General features: G+C 33.3%; 14 protein-coding genes and 1 riboswitch. Of the genes, 13 read left to right on the forward strand and 1 reads right to left on the reverse strand.

The genetic code is table 11. From position 1 onward, the window contains the following. The coding region (locus N3C_RS09975) for a DMT family transporter (RefSeq protein WP_074365889.1) at nt 1–830 on the forward strand (830 nt) is incomplete at its 5' end. A 53-nt stretch (nt 831–883) separates the two neighbouring features. Here N3C_RS09975 and N3C_RS09980 read toward each other — a convergent pair. After that, complete coding sequence (locus N3C_RS09980) at nt 884–1,729, reverse strand: AraC family transcriptional regulator (RefSeq protein ID WP_074365890.1); 846 nt, start codon at nt 1,727–1,729, stop codon at nt 884–886. A gap of 249 nt (nt 1,730–1,978) precedes the next feature. On the opposite strand from N3C_RS09980, the gene N3C_RS09985 reads away from it, so the two are divergent. The 12 genes from N3C_RS09985 (at nt 1,979) to N3C_RS10040 (ending at nt 18,278) form a co-directional block, all read left to right on the forward strand. Beyond that, nucleotides 1,979–2,746 (forward strand): MerR family transcriptional regulator, encoded by a 768-nt coding sequence (locus N3C_RS09985; RefSeq protein WP_074365891.1) that lies wholly within the window; start codon nt 1,979–1,981, stop codon nt 2,744–2,746. A 222-nt stretch (nt 2,747–2,968) separates the two neighbouring features. Next, entirely contained in the window at nt 2,969–4,669 is a 1,701-nt protein-coding gene (locus N3C_RS09990; protein ID WP_074365892.1) for a molecular chaperone HscC, read from the forward strand. After that, nucleotides 4,670–7,213, forward strand: coding sequence for a J domain-containing protein (locus tag N3C_RS09995; RefSeq protein WP_074365893.1), 2,544 nt, complete (start codon nt 4,670–4,672; stop codon nt 7,211–7,213). It abuts the gene before it with no gap. A 151-nt stretch (nt 7,214–7,364) separates the two neighbouring features. Next, nucleotides 7,365–8,075 (forward strand): ABC transporter ATP-binding protein, encoded by a 711-nt coding sequence (locus tag N3C_RS10000; protein WP_074365894.1) that lies wholly within the window; start codon nt 7,365–7,367, stop codon nt 8,073–8,075. Beyond that, nucleotides 8,068–9,678 carry a hypothetical protein gene (locus N3C_RS10005; protein WP_074365895.1) on the forward strand — a complete coding sequence of 537 codons (1,611 nt, stop codon included), beginning with the start codon at nt 8,068–8,070 and terminating at the stop codon, nt 9,676–9,678. The genes N3C_RS10000 and N3C_RS10005 overlap by 8 nt, the downstream gene beginning before the upstream one ends. Before the next feature lie 209 nt (nt 9,679–9,887). Further along, nucleotides 9,888–10,154, forward strand: coding sequence for a metal-sensing transcriptional repressor (locus tag N3C_RS10010; protein ID WP_074365896.1), 267 nt, complete (start codon nt 9,888–9,890; stop codon nt 10,152–10,154). Nucleotides 10,155–10,216: 62 nt separating this feature from the next. Further along, complete coding sequence (locus tag N3C_RS10015) at nt 10,217–12,670, forward strand: heavy metal translocating P-type ATPase (RefSeq protein WP_074365897.1); 2,454 nt, start codon at nt 10,217–10,219, stop codon at nt 12,668–12,670. Between the two features lie 70 nt (nt 12,671–12,740). Then, nucleotides 12,741–12,947, forward strand: coding sequence for a heavy-metal-associated domain-containing protein (locus tag N3C_RS10020; protein ID WP_074365898.1), 207 nt, complete (start codon nt 12,741–12,743; stop codon nt 12,945–12,947). 302 nt (nt 12,948–13,249) lie between these two features. Beyond that, a riboswitch (cyclic di-GMP riboswitch) is annotated at nt 13,250–13,338 on the forward strand. A gap of 79 nt (nt 13,339–13,417) precedes the next feature. Beyond that, nucleotides 13,418–13,780 carry a response regulator gene (locus tag N3C_RS10025; RefSeq protein ID WP_074365899.1) on the forward strand — a complete coding sequence of 121 codons (363 nt, stop codon included), beginning with the start codon at nt 13,418–13,420 and terminating at the stop codon, nt 13,778–13,780. 27 nt (nt 13,781–13,807) lie between these two features. Further along, a complete protein-coding gene (locus tag N3C_RS10030; protein ID WP_074365900.1) occupies nt 13,808–15,871 on the forward strand; it encodes a chemotaxis protein CheA in 2,064 nt (687 codons plus the stop codon). Nucleotides 15,872–15,889: 18 nt separating this feature from the next. Next, a complete protein-coding gene (locus N3C_RS10035; RefSeq protein ID WP_074365901.1) occupies nt 15,890–16,384 on the forward strand; it encodes a chemotaxis protein CheW in 495 nt (164 codons plus the stop codon). A 64-nt stretch (nt 16,385–16,448) separates the two neighbouring features. Next, nucleotides 16,449–18,278 carry a methyl-accepting chemotaxis protein gene (locus N3C_RS10040; RefSeq protein WP_074365902.1) on the forward strand — a complete coding sequence of 610 codons (1,830 nt, stop codon included), beginning with the start codon at nt 16,449–16,451 and terminating at the stop codon, nt 18,276–18,278. Nucleotides 18,279–18,297: the final 19 nt, after the last annotated feature.

Below are 18,297 nucleotides of genomic sequence, written 5' to 3' on the forward strand. Positions count from 1 at the left end.
TAGCAAGCCCTTTTGTACTGCTTTCTTTTAGATTTCTTATCGCTTTTACTATAATGAGTATACTTATCATATTAAAGATAATTAAGGTCAACTATAAGAATAAGCCTATAAAGTGGTTGCTTATTTTGGGCTTAGCAGAGCCTGTTATATATTTTGTTTTTGAAACCTATGGTATTAAGCTGACATCATCTTCTGTGGGAGGCTTAATGATTGCCTTAATACCAATAGGAGTCACAGTTTTAGGTGCCTACTTTTTAAAGGAAGTTCCAAGCAAAAAGCAGGTGTTTTTCATTATTGTTTCTGTATCTGGAGTTATGCTCATAACAGTATGTGGAGATTCAAAAACTGGTGAAACATCTTTAATAGGAGTGATACTCTTACTAGGTGCGGTATTATCTGCAGGGGGGTTTAATATAATGTCAAGAAAGGTTTCAAAATATTTTACCCCTATGGAAATAACTTATTTTATGATGTTTGAGGCTTTTATAGTTTTTAATGCTATATCTATAGGCAGTTATTTGGCAAAAGGAGATATTAGATCCTATTTTAAGCCTTTAACTGATGGTACATTTATATCATCTATACTATATTTGGGTATATTATCTTCTGTAGTTGCTTATTTTATGATAAATTATTCTTTATCAAAGTTACCGGCAGCCAGAACGTCAGTTTTTTCAAACATATCTACCATTGTATCTATAATTGCAGGTGTTGTGTTTCTAAATGAAAGCTTTGAAATATATCATATAGTTGGATCCGCCCTTATATTATTGGGAGTATGGGGTACAAATCGTTTTGACTTTCAGAAGCATACTATAAATGCGGAATAATAGCCGATAAAAAAGACATGTCCTTAAAAAGAAGGATATGTCTTTTCTATTGGCTATTTAGTAGCTTTAATTAACTTTGAGGGGGAAAAACCGTAATACTTTTTAAACAGCTTGCTAAAATAGTAGGCATCCTTGTACCCTACCTGTTCTGCAGCCTCTTTTACAGAAATATTTCCAGACTCAAGCAGCTCTCTAGATTTTTTAAGGCGGATACTAATTAGATAATTAATTGGGGAATAGCCTGTTTCCTCTTTAAAAACCTTTGATATATAAACGGGGCTTAAATATGTTGTTTTAGCTACCTTATCCAGTGAAATATCTTCGTTATAATTCTTGTTCATATAGGCAATTATGGTTCTAACTATAGTAGATTTTTCAGAAGTTTTAAAACTTAAGGGGGAAGGCTCCTGCATACCACCATCGTAGTAGGTTTCTCTTAGCAGTAATACAATTAGTTGCATAGAATAGGATTTGAGAAGTATATCAAAGCCCGGTTCATTTTTTTCCTTTTCAGCTACTATTTGATGGATTAAAGAATCAAACTCCTCACTATACTTTTCTAAATGTACTAGAGATGAAGAGTTTTCTTTTAACAAGAAATTTTTAGGAAGACCTTTAATGAATATATTATCAATACCTAGATGTAGCTCATGAACTTCTTCCCCTGGAGCAAGCATTTCTTCGTGATAAACACCAGGATTAAAAATCAAAAAATCCCCTTTTTTTAGTTTATATATGGTGTTATTAACATTATAAGTTACAGTACCAGAAAGTACATAACTCAATTCTAGATTTTCATGACAGTGATAGCATGTCTTGATATAATCTTTATTTTTACAGTTTAAGGCATATAAAATTTGAGGGTTAAAAACATCGGCGCTGGTGCCCATATTACACATAACTATTACCTCACTATGAAAAAATTAAATGAATATTTGTATAGAGTATTTATATTAAAAATATACAATATTAATTTTAACTTGTACATTAATAAAAAGTGACAAGATTCTTAAAATATTATGTATCAACTATATAATAGCTCTATAGCCAGTGAAGTAATAGGTTATTAAAAAAGTTTTTTTAAAAGATATTGACCTTAACGCTACGTAAAGGTATATGCTATTCTTGTAGCAAGGAGGGAAGATAATATGGAATATACAGTGCAGAAATTAGGTAAGCTAGCAGGTGTTAGTCCTAGGACATTACGATATTATGATGAAATAGGGATTCTAAAGCCGGCGAGAATCAATTCTTCAGGATATCGGATTTACGGACAGGAAGAGGTAGATAAATTACAGCAAATACTTTTCTATAGAGAGCTAGGTATGGGATTAGAAGCCATTAAGGACATAATAAACTCACCTTCCTTTAATAGTATTGCTGCACTTAAAGAGCATAGGGAAAAGCTCCTTGCGAAAAGAAAGCAAATTGATATGCTGATAGTTAATGTAGAAAAGACTATCGCATCAGAAGAAGGGAGAATTGATATGAGCAATGCAGAAAAATTTGAAGGCTTTAAGGATAAGATTATAGAGGAAAATGAGAAAAAGTATGGTAAGGAGATAAGAGAAAAGTATGGTGATGATGCCGTTGAAAGGTCTAATAAAGCCTTTAAAAATATGTCAAAAGAAGATTATGATAAGATGATAGGCCTTGAAAGGGAAATAAAGATGGTGTTAGCGGAGGCTTATAAAAGCGGAGATCCAGCAAGCGACTTAGCCCAGAAGGCGGCAGATTTACACAAACAGTGGATTTCTATGGCTTGGGGATATTACAACAAAGAAGCTCACGCAGGATTAGCTCAAATGTATGTGGAGGATGAAAGATTTACCGCATATTACGATAAGGAGCAGCCAGGAACTGCTAAATTTTTAAGAGATGCCATATATATTTATACAGGTATGAGTAGTAAGTAAATAAATAAAAAAGATTTTTTAATGACCATTTATTGGGAAGTAAAAATTCAAGGGGCAGCGACATTAGCTGTCCCTTTTACTTATTGTTCATATTTTATAATTGTGTAGTTATAGCAATTTGATAATATTTGACCTTTTCCTTGGAATTTTAAATTGCATATATTATAATATTTTTATAAGTGTAAAAAATTACCAAGATAAAAATAATATGAGAGGTATGCTATGGTTAGTATTGGTATTGATTTGGGTACAACAAATAGTTCTATATCCTACTGGACCGAGGATGGGCCTGTGATAATTCCAAATTCTTTAGGAGAGGCACTTACACCTTCTGTAGTCAGTATAGATGACAATGGAGATATTCTAGTGGGGAGAATTGCAAAGGAAAGACAGATAACTCACCCAGAATTAAGTGCTTCTGTTTTTAAGAGAACAATGGGTACTAGAAAGATTTACAGGCTTGGAGATAAGAAATTTTTATCAGAGGAACTGTCTGCTCTAGTATTAAAGTCCTTAAAAGAAGATGCAGAAAATTATTTAGGTATTCCAATAAGTGAAGCAGTTATAAGTGTACCTGCTTATTTTAGCGATGCTCAAAGAAAGGCCACTAAAAGGGCAGGGGAATTAGCGGGATTAAAGGTGGACAGGCTGATAACAGAACCTACTGCAGCAGCTTTAGCCTATGGTATACATAATAGAAAGAACGACACCAAGGTATTAGTTTTTGATCTTGGAGGAGGTACCTTTGATGTATCCATATTAGAGTTTTTTGATAATGTTATGGAAGTAAGGGCAGTGGCAGGAGATAACTATTTAGGTGGTGAGGATTTTACAGAAGTCTTAATAAATATGTTTTTAAATCATCATAAAATAGGAAAGGAAGATTTAGATGATGTTTCTTATGCTATGTTGCGAAAGGAAGCTGAAGTAGCAAAGAGAGCTTTTGGGGAAAGCCGCCATGTTACTATGACTTGTGCTATCCATAATGAAATATTAACTTATGATTTAACTATTGAAGAGTACGAAAAGAGTGTAAAAGGTCTCCTAAATAGGTTAAGAGAACCGGTAGAAAGAGCTTTGAATGATTCTAATTTAAAGCTTGGTGATATAGAATCTATAATACTAGTAGGGGGAGCTACTAAACTGCCGGTAATAAGACATTTTGTTAGCAAGCTTTTTGGTAAGCTGGCCTACGTTAATATAAATCCGGATGAAGTAGTTGCCTTAGGAGCTTCAGTGCAAGCTGCTTTGAAAGGTAAGGATGCTGCTTTAAAAGAGATTATTCTTACAGATGTGTGTCCCTATACTTTAGGTACTACAATATCTGTAAAAAAGGCTCATGGTCATTATGAAAGCGGTTATTTCTTGCCTATCATTGAGAGAAATACAGTTATTCCCGTTAGTAGAGTAGAAACTTTATATACTGTCTATGACAATCAAACTATGATAAACGTAGAAATACTTCAAGGTGAATCCCGATTATCCAAGGATAATATTTATTTAGGGGAATTAAATATACCTGTACCTCCAAGGAAGGCAGGGGAAGAGGCTGTAGATATAAGATATACCTATGATATTAATGGTATTTTAGAAGTGGAAGTTACAGTCTTATCTACTGGTGTAAAACGTAGTATGGTTATAGAAAAGAATCCGGGGAATATGAGTAAGGAAGAAATTGCAGAGCGTCTAGAAAGTTTATCCCATTTAAAAATTCATCCTAGGGAAAACCATGAAAATAAGTTGTTAATAGCTAGAGGTGAGAGATTATTTCAAGAGAGTTTAGGCAGCACAAGGCAATTGATAGGAAATATTTTAAAAGAATTCGAAGATGTATTAGAAAGGCAAGATTTAAGGGAAATAGAGGAAATGAGAAAGAAGGTAAAGGATACCTTTGACTCTATTGAAGGTAGGGAGGATTTTTAAATGGACGCTTTTGAAGTATTAGGCATTTCTTTTACTAAAGATATTAAAGAAATAAGAAGAGCCTACTCTAGATTACTTGCAAAATACTCTCCAGAGATAGATCCAGAGGGCTTTCAAAGATTGAGAATTGCTTATGAAGAAGCTTTAAAGAAGGCAAAGGAGGAATATGATGAATCCTTTTTCTTATCCCCCATAGAGCAATTTATGAAGGACTTTGAGGATAATTATAGATCTTTTGAAAGAAGACTAGATCTAGATAGCTGGATTAGTATTTTAGAACGGGATATATGTTACAATGTAGAAACTTCAAAGGAAGTAAGTTATAGGATATTAAATTTCATCATGGATAATTACAACTTCCCTACAGAGGTTTGGCGCTTATTCGATAGTTATTTTTCTTGGAAAGCTAAAAGGGATTCTTTGTATAGGCATTTTCCAAGACCGTTCATAGATTTTGTTGTTTATAAAATCAATAACAAAAGCAATTTTGATTATGAACTTTTAAAAAGTTGTAAGGATAATAGGCAAGACGAATTTATTAGTGAATTAGCAAAGTTAAGAAATGTTATAGAAGAAGTTGATTTATATACTGCTTATACTTCTATTAAGGTGGCAGAGGAGATTTGCCCTGATCATCCAAGGTTAAAGGTATTAGTAGGTAGATATTTAGCAACTGATGGGCAAGTTGAAGAAGCTTTAAATACCTTTAACTCAATTATAGAAAAAGATAATCATAATTTTGATGCCATATTCTATAGGGCAGAACTATATTCTAAACTAGGAAGGCTTGAAGAAGCTTATGAAGACTATAAAAGGCTTATAGAGTTAGAACCGGAAGTTATAGGAGTTTATTATTCCATAACGCGATGCTGTATATCTATGAAAAACTATGAGGAAGCTATAAAGTATGCAGAGAAGTTAGATGATATTTCGAGGTATAGAGAAGACATAAGAGTAATCTTAAATTCTGCTTATAGTTTTTACATAGATAGTTTTAATAAAAAAATTGAAGCTTTAGATGATATGGAAAAGTATAGATTGGCAGAGGCATACTTTAAAACTTTTAAGTTAGAGGAGAGCTATAATCTATTAAAAGATCTAGTGGCAAAACCTTCGTGTACTGCTAAAAGCTATTCTTTGTATTGCAGAGTATTGATTATGAAGAAGGATTATGATTTAGCTTATGTTACAGTATGTTATGCTCTTAGCAAGTATAGAGATAATTATGAATTGAACTTTCTTAAAGCGGATATTTTAGAGGAATTAGGAAAGTATGATAATGCTTTAAAGCAATATGATAAGGCTATAGAAATAAATGGAGCAGACTTTTCTGCCTATAATAATAAAGCTTATATACTTAATAAGCTAGAAAAATATAAGGAGGCCTTACAGTGTGCCCATACTGCTATAGAGTTAGAGCCTAATGCTGCTTATGGATACAAAAATAAGGCAGCAGCTCTTTTAGGTTTGGAGTTATATGAGGAGTGCTTAGAGACCTGTGAAGAAGCACTAAATAAATACCTATACTTTACGGAAGTTTATATAATAAAAATGCAGGCCTTTATAGATATAAATTTACTAGATGAAGCTCTGGAAGTCTTTAATAGGGCCATGAGCTACGGATTAAAAGATAGCAAATTATACTATGAAAAGGCTAGGGCCTTAATGTACTTAAAAAGGTATGAGGAAGCTATACAGAATTGTAATCGGGCTATTGAGGAGGATGAAAACAAGGCTGATTATCATTACCTAAAAGCTTTATGTTTACATCATAAGGAAAAATATGAGGAAGCTAAGAAAGTCTTTGAAAAGGTAATTGAGATAGATAGTAATTTTAGTGCTGCCTACTTTTATATAATTAAGTGCCTATTGAGTTTGTCTAAGACTGAGGAAGCTATAGCGGTGGCAGATCAAGCTATTAGACTACAATTACAATACCTAGATAGGTTTTATAACCTAAAAGGTATTGCCTTGGAAGAGCAGGGGACATTGGATAAGGCCTTAGAGGAATATAAAAAAGCAGTAAGCTATAATCCGGCGGTGGCTGGTTATTATTATTCTATAGGACACTGCTTAAATAGTTTAAATAAATATGAAGAAGCCATAGACTATTATAGCAAGTACATTGAACTAGAGCCTAAAGATGCAGATGGATATATAAATATAAGTTTTTCTTTATATAATGTGGGTAAGTTTCAAGAGTGTATTGAGAATTGCGATAAGGCTATCAAAATATTTCCGGACTATATTATTGCACATCAAAACAAGGGTTGGGCCTTATATAGATTAAATAGAATAGCAGAAGCAGAAAAGGAATGTGCTATTGCTTTAAAATTGGATGGCAATAACGTAGATGTACTTCGCTTAAAACTTAAACTATTAATTTTTAGAAACTTAGATCAAGATGCCCTCATAGTTTGTGATAGAATATTAGAACTAAATCCTAGAAATGAACATATAAGAAATATACGACAGGAATTGATTAACAAGCTAAATGAAGCTAATAAGCAGAAAAGGAGATTTTTTAAATTCTTTTTTAAATAAAGCAAGTGAACCTTTGATTATGGAAGGCTAGTTCTATACAAAGGTTCTTTTTTTAAAATGTACTATTTATTTAAAAGAACTATGATATAATTGTAAAACAAGGGATTTTATCTTAATTAAAATTTAGTGATTTATGCTATGGAGGATGTAGATGAAATTAGTATTAGAGGATATTAAGAAAAATTATGGTGAAAAACAAGTTTTGAAAGGAGCATCCTTTACCTTTGAAAAGGGGAAAATTTATGGTCTTTTAGGTAGAAATGGGGCAGGAAAAACCACTCTTTTCAATTGTATAAGCGGCGAATTGGACCAGGATTCTGGCAGTATAAAGCTTATTGAAGAGGAGAAAGTTTATGATGAAATAGACTATTCTAAGGTGGGATATGTTTTTTCTCACCCGGTATTGCCTGAATTTTTAACTGGATATGAGTTTTTAAAATTTTATATTGATATTAACAAGGATAAAATTAAAGAACCTTTTACCATCGAGGAGTATTTTAATATTATTGATATAGGTGAAGAGGACAGGCATCGTTTAATAAAGGGCTATTCCCATGGTATGAAGAATAAGATGCAGATGCTTTGCTTTTTAATAACAAGGCCACCTATTATTTTGCTAGACGAGCCTCTAACCTCTTTTGATGTGGTGGTAGCTCTAGAAATTAAAAATTTATTAAAGAGAATAAAAAATGATCATATAATTATATTTTCTACCCATATATTACAGTTGGCAACAGATTTATGTGATGAGATTGTTGTTTTAAATAATGGAATGTTAGAGGAAATAGAAAGTGATGCCTTAAAGAGCTCTGAATTTGAAGAAAAGATTATTGAGATTTTGAAGGAGAGTCAAAATGATTAATACTTTTATAAACAGTTATAAGGTTTCCTTTGCAGAAGGAGCAAATCATTTCGTTCACTTTCTTAGAAGAATTCCACTAATAGGAAAGCATATTTCGGAAGGGATATATAGAGAAACTAAGGCAAAGCTTATTTTAGGTATAGTAAAAGAAGTATTTTCAATACTTTTTGCTATTATTACAAAAGCCTTATATTTAGCAAGCATGGTGTATTTACCAGCATCATTAATAGCAAAAGATGAAGCTAGTGTTGGCCCTATATTTATACATATACTATTCTTTTTAAATTTTATTATAGGGCCTGTTATACGTGATGTATTAATGGACAAGACAGATAAAAAAGGATTTTTAATGATAGTATTAATGAGAGAGGAACCTAGGAACTACTATTTAAGCCAAATAATATTTAGAAATTTTAAAGATTTTATTTGCTTCTTACTTCCTATAATTTTAATAGGATTGATGGGCGGAGTGTCACCTTTAAAGGCTATAACACTCTTAGTTGAGCTTATTGCTTTTAGGTTTATAGTAGAGGGTATCATACTTTTACTGTGGGAAAAAACTAAAAAAGTTAAAGGTGACTGTGCCACCGGTTCAATTATTATAATAGGGCTACTTTTGGCCTATGCTATGCCTGCAGTATTAGGTCCAATAAATTTTCAAACAGTGTTGTTTAATGGTTTATTTATAATAGGAGTTGTTGCCCTTGCCATTGCAGCTTTTGCATATATGTTTAAATATAATCAATACAAAAAACTATCAAGGATCTTTATTAATAAAGAAAATGTTTTTGAAGTAGAAGCTACAATAAAGAATTTGGAATTTGCAGATGTGCAAATAAATGATAAAAAAATGGATACTGAAGATTTGAAAACTAATCTTTTTGATAAAAAGACTGGCTATGATTATCTAAATGCCTTGTTCTTTCATAGACATAGAAGAATAATGGTAAAGCCTATGAAAAATAGGTTGTATATAATATCTGCTATATTTTTGATAACTGCAGTAGTTTTAATTTTTGCACCTATTAGCAACGCAGATAAGGAAGAGATTTTGGCTATACTTCCTAATAGCACACCAACCTTTGTATTTTGGATGTATGTTATTTCTACCGGTGAAAGAAGTTGCAAGGCTATGTTTTATAATTGCGATGCAAGTTTGCTAAGATATGCCTTTTACAGGGAACCTAAAGTTATTTTAAGTAATTTTACTTTAAGAATAAAAAAGGTATTAGTGTTAAATCTTATTCCTGCTGTAGCCATATGTTTAGCATTGACAGGAATGTTTATAATTTGTGGTGGAGCTCATAAGCTCATGAGCATGGTACCTTTATTCTTATGTATAATCTGTTTAGCAGCTTTCTTTTCTATACATCACTTATTTATGTACTATGTTATACAACCTTACACTGCAGAGCTAACAATAAAGAGTCCGGCTTTTAAAATAGTAAGTGGTATAATTTATGTGCTTTGTTGGGCTTGTTTAAACATAGAAACATCTTCTTATTATTTTACCTTAGGAGTTTCAGCAGTAACTATTATCTATATGATCGTAGCTTTAATTGTTACTTATAAGGTAGCGCCAAAAACCTTTAGATTAAAATAATGTTTTTAGACCAGCTTGCTTTTTATAAAAAGGCAAGCTTTTTTATTTTTAAAGATCCACCTTCAACTATTAATTAAATTAAAGATTAATGGGAAAAATATGTGAGAATAATTATCAATTATATTATTGAAAATGCAAATGTAATATGTTATATTGAGAACACACCCCACTGGTGGGGTGTGTTAAATAATAAGATGCAGGTGATGACAATGAATAACGATAAGAAAAAAGCCTTACAAGCCTTAAAAACTTCTAAAGGACAGATTGAGGGTATTATAAAAATGATTGAAGAGGGTCGTTATTGCGTAGATATTTCAAATCAAATAATTGCTGCACAGGCACTTTTGAAAAAGGCTAATTTATTAATACTTAGGCAACACTTGACTCACTGTGTAAAGGATGCCTTTTCTCATGGCAATGGAGAAGAAAAGATAGATGAGATAATGGGAATACTGAGCAAGGTTATGGATAAGTAGTAGTTTTTAGCTAATTATAATTACAGGGCCATAAATATGTTAACCCAAAAGGAGGGGGAGAAATGACAGAAAAAACTTTAAAGATAGAAGGAATGACTTGTGCAGCCTGTGCCAAGGCTGTTGAGAGGGTTTCTAAAAAGCTAGAAGGAGTTGAGGAAGCTTCTGTAAACCTAGCAACGGAAAAGCTTTTAATAAGGTTTGATGAGACTAAGGTTACAGTAAAAGATATACAGTCAGCTATAGAGAAGGCTGGATATAAGGCCTTAACTGATAGTAAAACAAAAATACTTAAGATTGAAGGTATGACTTGCGCCGCTTGTTCCAGGGCCGTTGAGAGAGCTGTTTCCAAGCTAGATGGTGTGGAAAGTGCCAGTGTAAATTTAGCTACGGAGAATCTAAATGTAAGCTATGATTCCTCAAAACTGAGATTATCAGATATTAAAAAAGCTGTAGATAGGGCAGGCTACAAGGCGGTGGATGATGAGGTATCTGTGGATAGGGATAAACTTAAAAAGGAAGCAGAAATGAAAGGCCTTTGGAAGAGGTTTGTAATATCTGCTATCTTTACTGTACCGCTACTTATTATTGCTATGGGGCCTATGCTAGGTTTAAAACTACCAAGCATAATCTCTCCTGACAGCAGCGGGAAAAGCTATGCTATTATACAGCTTTTATTGGTAACGCCGGTACTGGTTGTAGGAAACAAGTTTTTTAGAGTAGGTTTTAAGACCTTAATAAAGAGAAACCCTAATATGGATTCTTTGATAGCTATGGGAACCTCAGCGGCTTACTTATATAGCTTTTATTCCCTGTTTATGATATTTGAAGGCCATCACCATTATGTTCACAATTTATACTTCGAATCTGCAGGGGTTATTCTTACTCTAATTACTTTAGGAAAATATTTAGAATCTGTTAGTAAGGGTAAAACCTCAGAGGCTATAAAAAAGCTTATGGGCTTGGCTCCTAAGACTGCTACCATAATGAGAAATGGTAAAGAGGAGTTTATTTCTGTAGATGAGGTTGAAGTTGGTGATATCATTGTTGTTAAACCTGGAGAGAAGCTACCGGTAGATGGTGAAGTTATAGAAGGCACAACTTCCGTTGATGAATCTATGCTTACAGGGGAAAGTATTCCTGTAGAAAAGCAAATAGGGGATAAGGTTATCGGTGCAAGCATTAATAAGGCGGGCTTTATTAAGTATAAGGCTACTAAGGTTGGTAAAGACACTGCACTTGCACAAATAGTTAAACTGGTGGAAGAGGCGCAAGGGTCTAAGGCACCTATTGCAAAGATGGCAGATATAATATCTGGTTACTTTGTGCCTATAGTAATTGGATTAGCTCTATTGTCAGGGTTAGCTTGGTATATAGCAGGAAAGGATCTTACCTTTGCTTTAACAATCTTTATTTCTGTATTGGTTATTGCTTGTCCTTGTTCTTTAGGTTTGGCAACACCTACAGCTATCATGGTTGGTACTGGTAAGGGGGCAGAATATGGGGTGCTTGTAAAAAGCGGTGAGGCTTTGGAAACTGCCCATAAAATTCAAACTATAGTTTTTGATAAAACTGGTACTATTACAGAAGGAAGACCAAAGGTTACAGATATAATTACTGGAGAAGGAATAGATGAAAGCTATCTTTTACAAATAGCGGCTAGTGCTGAAAAGGGGTCTGAGCATCCTTTAGGAGAGGCTATAGTTAGGGCTACTGAGGAAAAAGGAATGAACCTTTTAAAGGGAGAAGGTTTTAATGCTATTCCTGGACAGGGGATTAAAGTTAATATAGAAGGTAAAGAGGTGCTTCTTGGAAACAGAAAGCTTATGGAAGAAAGAAATGTATCCTTAGAAGACTTTGAAGAAATATCAAATAAGTTGGCTGAGGAAGGAAAGACACCTATGTATGCTGCTATAGATAATAAGCTTCAAGGCATAGTTGCGGTGGCAGATACAGTAAAGTCCAGTAGTAAAAAGGCTATTGAGAAACTTCACAAAATGGGTATTGAGGTAGCTATGATTACTGGAGATAACAAAAGAACTGCAGAGGCAATAGCTAAACAGGTAGGAATAGATGTAGTACTAGCAGAAGTGCTGCCTCAAGATAAGGCTAATGAGGTTAAAAAGCTTCAAAGTAATGGAATAAAGGTTGCTATGGTAGGAGATGGTATTAATGATGCTCCGGCCTTAGCTCAGGCAGATGTAGGCATAGCGATAGGTTCTGGTACCGATGTAGCTATGGAATCTGCGGATATAGTTCTTATGAGAAGCGATCTTATGGACGTAGCAACAGCTATTCAATTGAGCAAGAAAACTATAACTAATATAAAGGAAAATCTGTTCTGGGCCTTTGGATACAATATCCTTGGTATTCCTATAGCTATGGGAGTATGGTATGCCTTTGGTGGAAGGTTATTAAATCCAATGATAGCTGGTGCAGCTATGAGTATTAGCTCAGTATCTGTAGTATTAAATGCTTTAAGATTAAAAAGATTTAAGCCTGTGAACAGGGAGGACTAAAAGTTTTTAATAAATAGTATTTTCCTGTTTAATATATATAGAACATATATTTAGAAAGGAGATTTTTAATATGGCAAAGAAAATTATAATTGAAGGAATGAGCTGTGGGCATTGCGTTAAGCATGTAACTGCTGCTTTAGAAGAATTAGGTTTATCAAAGGTTAATGTAGACTTAGATTCAAAAATTGCATTAATAGAAGGAGATGCATCTGACCAAGCTATAAAGGCTGCTATAGAAGATGCAGGCTATGAAGTTGTTGAAATAAAGAATGTTTAGAGCAGCTTGTTAGTCTAAGAATTCTTTAATTATTCTATCGAATTACTTAATATTTAAGTAATTCGCTATTTTTTTATGATAAGGATTTATAAAAAATAAAAATTAAAAAGTTTTTGTCGATTTTAAAATAAAATTAAATCTGTTTTAAAAATATACATAAAAACGACTATATCCGCCTTGTTTTTACAAATATAAAATGATATAATTTTGCTATAATAAGAGTTTAATGGGGCTTTATTATATAATATAACAGCAGTGTGTTGAGATGAAATTTGTAGAAATATTAAATTAAGCAAACGTTTGAAGGTTAAAAGCAAATCCATTGAAAGATGGAGACGCAAAGCTATCAGTCTAAAGCAATGATTATTGCCATGATTGTCAGGTTGCCAAAATAAATGGTAACTTATCATGGTAGACAATACCAGTTGTCTACCATTTTTCTATAGTGAAGTAACAAAGGAGATGATGAAATGAAAAAGATACTGATTGTTGATGACGCTGCTTTTATGAGAATGTCCTTAAAGGCTATACTTGAAGATAATGGATTTGAGGTAGTTGGTGAAGCTCCAAATGGTAAAGTTGGTGTAGAAAAATTTGTAGAACTTAAGCCAGATCTTGTTACTATGGATATTACCATGCCGGAATTAGATGGTATTGGCGCTTTAAAGGTAATAAAAAAAATTGATCCTAATGCGAAAGTAGTTATGGTTTCAGCTATGGGCCAGGAAAAGTTTGTGAGAGAGTCTATAATGAATGGAGCTAAATCATTTATAGTAAAACCTTTTAAAGATGATCATGTAGTAAAAACTTTATCACAGGTCTTGGGAATTTAAGCAGCCTCTTAGAAAGGATGAATTCAATTGTCAAATAGTTTTAATCAGGAAGCCTTGCTGGATATGTATCTATTTGAAACCAATCAACTTATTGAACAATTAGAGCAAGTGATAATAGATAATGAAACGGCAGGAGGCTTCTCAGAAGAAGGCGTTAATGAAGTCTTTAGAATTATGCATACAATTAAAGGCTCTTCTGCAATGATGATGTATGAAAATATAACAACGGTAGCCCATTCTATTGAAGATTTATTTTTCTTTCTTCGTGAGAATAGCCCGGTGGAGCTTAATTATGAAAAGCTTTCGGATATTGCGCTAGAGGGATTGGATTTTATAAAAAGTGAGGTGGATAAGATCACTAATAAGAAAGATGCCGATGGTGATCCATCTATCCTTGTTGATGATATAAAAAAGTTTCTTTTTACCTTAAAGGAAAATAATGACCATATAAGCAAAGATTCAGTGGAAAATAATATAAATCAAACTGTTAATGAAAAGATGGACGATAAAGTTTCTGAAAGTTCTGAAGTTTTATCTTTAAATAATTATAAGGCAACGGTTATTTTTGAAGAAGGCTGTGAAATGGAGGATGTCCGTGCATATAGCTTAATAAATAATCTTAAAGATATAGCGGAGGAAGTTCAGCATATTCCAGAGGACATTTTTGGAGATGAAAATTCTACAGACCTTATTCGGAAAAATGGCATCAGTATATCTTTTAAAAGCAATAAAAGCTATGAAGAACTCCATAAGTTCTTTGTCCAGACTCCTTTAATGAAAGATTTTGAACTTACTCAAGGAGAAAGTAAGGAAGAAGTATTGGAAGAGAAGAAAGCTGGAGCAAATACTGTTAGAGAAGAAAAAATGGACAGCCCTAAAAAGAAGGAAGTAGCAGATAAAAATTATGTAAAGTCTTCTAGCAGTCAGCAGAGTATTATTAGTGTAAATGTAAACAAGCTAGATAAACTTATGGATATGGTTGGAGAGTTAGTTATCTCTCAGGCCATGGTAGTTGAGAATCCAGATTTAAAGGGATTGTCTCTTGAAAACTTTTACAAAGCTGCCCAACAGCTACAGAAGATTACTAATGGACTTCAGGATATCGTTATGTCTATAAGAATGGTGCCATTGGAGACAACTTTCCAAAAGATGTATAGAATTGTTCGTGACATGTCTAAGAAACTGTCAAAGGAAGTTAAGTTAAATATTATAGGAGCAGAGACAGAGGTGGATAAAAATATTATTGAACATATCTCTGATCCTATTATGCATCTTGTAAGAAATGCTATTGATCACGGTTTGGAAACCCCAGAGGAGAGAGAGGCAAAAGGAAAGCCTAAGATAGGAACTGTTACTTTAGAAGCTAAAAATGAAGGTGGAGATGTATTAATAATAATCAGAGATGATGGAAAAGGATTAAGAAGAGAGCAGATACTAGAAAGAGCTAGAAAAAATGGATTAGTAAATAGGGATGAAAGTGAAATCTCCGATAAGGAAGTTTTCTCTTATATATTCTTGCCAGGATTTTCCACTAAAGATAAAGTAACAGAGTTTTCTGGTCGTGGCGTTGGAATGGATGTTGTAGCTAAAAATATTGGTACAGTAGGAGGAACTATTTCCGTTGATAGTGTACCAGATAAGGGCACTGCAATAACATTAAAGATACCTCTTACTCTTGCAATTATGGATGGTATGACCATAAAAGTAGGAAAATCAACTTATACTTTACCAATTATAAGCATTCAAGAATCTTTTAGAGCTAAGGAAGAAGATATAATCACAGATCCAGATGGTAATGAAATGATTATGATTAGAGGGGAATGCTATCCTATTTTAAGATTACATCAGTTATATAAAGTTAAAACTGAAGTAACAAATATTCCAGAGGGAATTATGATTATGGTTAATCATGAGGAGAAAAGTATTTGCATATTTGCAGATGAGCTTATTGGTGAGCAGCAAGTAGTTGTAAAGAGCCTACCAGAATACATTAGAAGATTTAATAAGGTAAAAGGAATATCAGGTTGTACATTGCTGGGAGATGGAAGCATTAGTTTGATCCTAGATGTAGCAGAACTTATGAATCATTAATAGAAGGGAGACGTAAAGATGGCTAATATAGTAGAGGATAACATAGAGATGGAAGAGGATACTCAGAAAGGTAGATATTTGACATTTTCATTAGGAAAGGAAAGTTATGGAATAGAGATTAAGTATGTTACAGAAATTATTGGTATTCAAACAATAACAGAAGTTCCGGAACTACCTGAGTATGTAAAAGGAATAATTAATTTAAGAGGAAAGATAATTCCAGTAATAGATATGAGACTTAGGTTTAAGAAGGAACCTATAGACTACAATGATAGAACCTGCGTTATTGTTGTTGATATTAATGAAATTTCTGTAGGACTTATAGTTGATAGCGTGTCAGAAGTTCTTACCATTGGAGATGAGAATATTACTGACCCGCCACAGTTGAATAAAGGTTCTAGTAACAGATATATAAAAAATATTGGCAAAGTTGGAGAAAGTGTGAAACTTCTCCTTGATTGTGAGAAGCTTTTATCGGAAGAGGAAATTGAGGATTTAACTGAAGCGTTGTAAAAAATATTAATCGGGAAAAAGTTCTATAAATAATTACTATAGAAGAGGAATGGTGATCACTATGATGAAATGGTTTTATAATCTAAAGGTTGCTTCAAAGTTGATAATTGGTTTTATTGTAGTGGCTATAATTGCTGCAGCTGTAGGTGTTGTAGGTGTTGTTAATATTAGAGATATTAGCGAAAAGGATAATGAATTGTACGAGAGATATACAGCTTCATTACCACATTTAGCAGATGTAACTATAAACTACAATAAATTACGTGTAGAACTAAGAGGTTTGTATGTTAGGCAAGATCTAAATGAAAGGTTAGAGGCTATAAAAGGTATTCAGAAATACGATGGAGTTATATTGGATAATATGGAAGCCTTTAAGGCCACTGTAGTAGATCAGAAGGTAATGGATAGATTCAAAGATTTAGAACAGGCCATAAATGACTTTTTTGTTTATGAAGATGGATTAATTGAGTTAGCGCAGGCTAGTAAAATGGATGAACTTCGAGGTGAACTACTTAATAGTGAAGCTGCAAGAATAGTTGGAGAAGTGACATCTGCAACAGAGGATTTAATGAATTTAACTAAGGACCTTGCTAGAGAAGCGGCAGAAAAAAACGGTGTTGCAGCTAAAACATCAACGATTACCATGATTATAATAATAGCAATTGGTGTAGTTATAGCTATTGCCCTTGGCTTATTTATAGCAGGCACTATAAGTAGACCGGTTAATAAAATGGTGGCAGTGGCAGATAAAATTGCTTTAGGTGATGTAAATGTTAGCGTAGAAGCAGATACTAAAGATGAAATTGGCAGTCTTGCAGAAGCTCTAAGAAGAATGATTACTAATATTAGAGAACAGGCTTTAGTTGCTGAAAGAATAGCCTCCGGTGATTTAACTATTGATGTACCTATAAGGTCTGAAAATGATTTGCTTGGCAAAAAGTTAGCTGAAATTGTTAAGAATAATAATGAAGTTTTAAGAAATATTAATAATGCTGCTGAGCAAGTTGAATCCGGATCAAAACAGTTGTCCGCTTCAAGTATAGCTCTTTCAGAAGGTGCTACAGAGCAAGCAAGCTCCATTGAAGAGTTAACTGCTTCTATAGAAGAAATTTCTTCACAGACAAGACTTAATGCAGAAAATGCGGACAAAGCTAACCAATTAGCTGAAAGTGCTAAGATAAACGCTGTGAAGGGCAATGAGCAAATGGAAGACATGCTAAAAGCCATAGAAGAGATAAATGATGCTTCCAGTAATATTTCTAAGATTATTAAAGTGATTGACGATATAGCATTCCAAACTAATATTTTGGCTCTCAATGCTGCGGTAGAGGCTGCAAGGGCAGGCCAGCACGGTAAAGGTTTTGCCGTTGTAGCAGAGGAAGTAAGAAATCTTGCAGCTCGTTCTGCAAATGCTGCAAAAGAAACCACTGATTTAATAGAGAATTCAATAAAGAAATCTGAAGGTGGCACCAAAATTGCAAAGCTTAGTGCTGAAGCCCTTAGTGAAATACTACTTAGTATTGAAAAGGTAGCAGACCTTGTAAACAACATTGCTATTGCTTCTAATGAGCAAGCTATTGCTATAGAGCAAGTTAATCAAGGAATTATGCAAGTATCAGAGGTTGTTCAAACTAATTCAGCTACTTCTGAAGAAGCTGCAGCAGCTAGTGAAGAGTTGTTTGGTCAGGCTAGCTTATTAAAGGAATTAGTTCAAAAGTTTAAGATAAAGCAGAATGTTAGAAAATATAATGACATTGATGAATTAAATCCAGAAGTATTGAAGATGCTTGAAAGAATGACTGAAAGCAATAGTACTCCAACATCTACAAAGGAAGATGATGAGGTTATAAAACCTAAAATTGCATTAAGTGACAAGGAATTTGGTAAGTATTAATATTGGCTAGGGGTAGCTT

The sequence above is a fragment of the Clostridium sp. N3C genome (genome assembly GCF_900095445.1).
GTDB lineage: Bacteria > Bacillota > Clostridia > Clostridiales > Clostridiaceae > Clostridium_AU.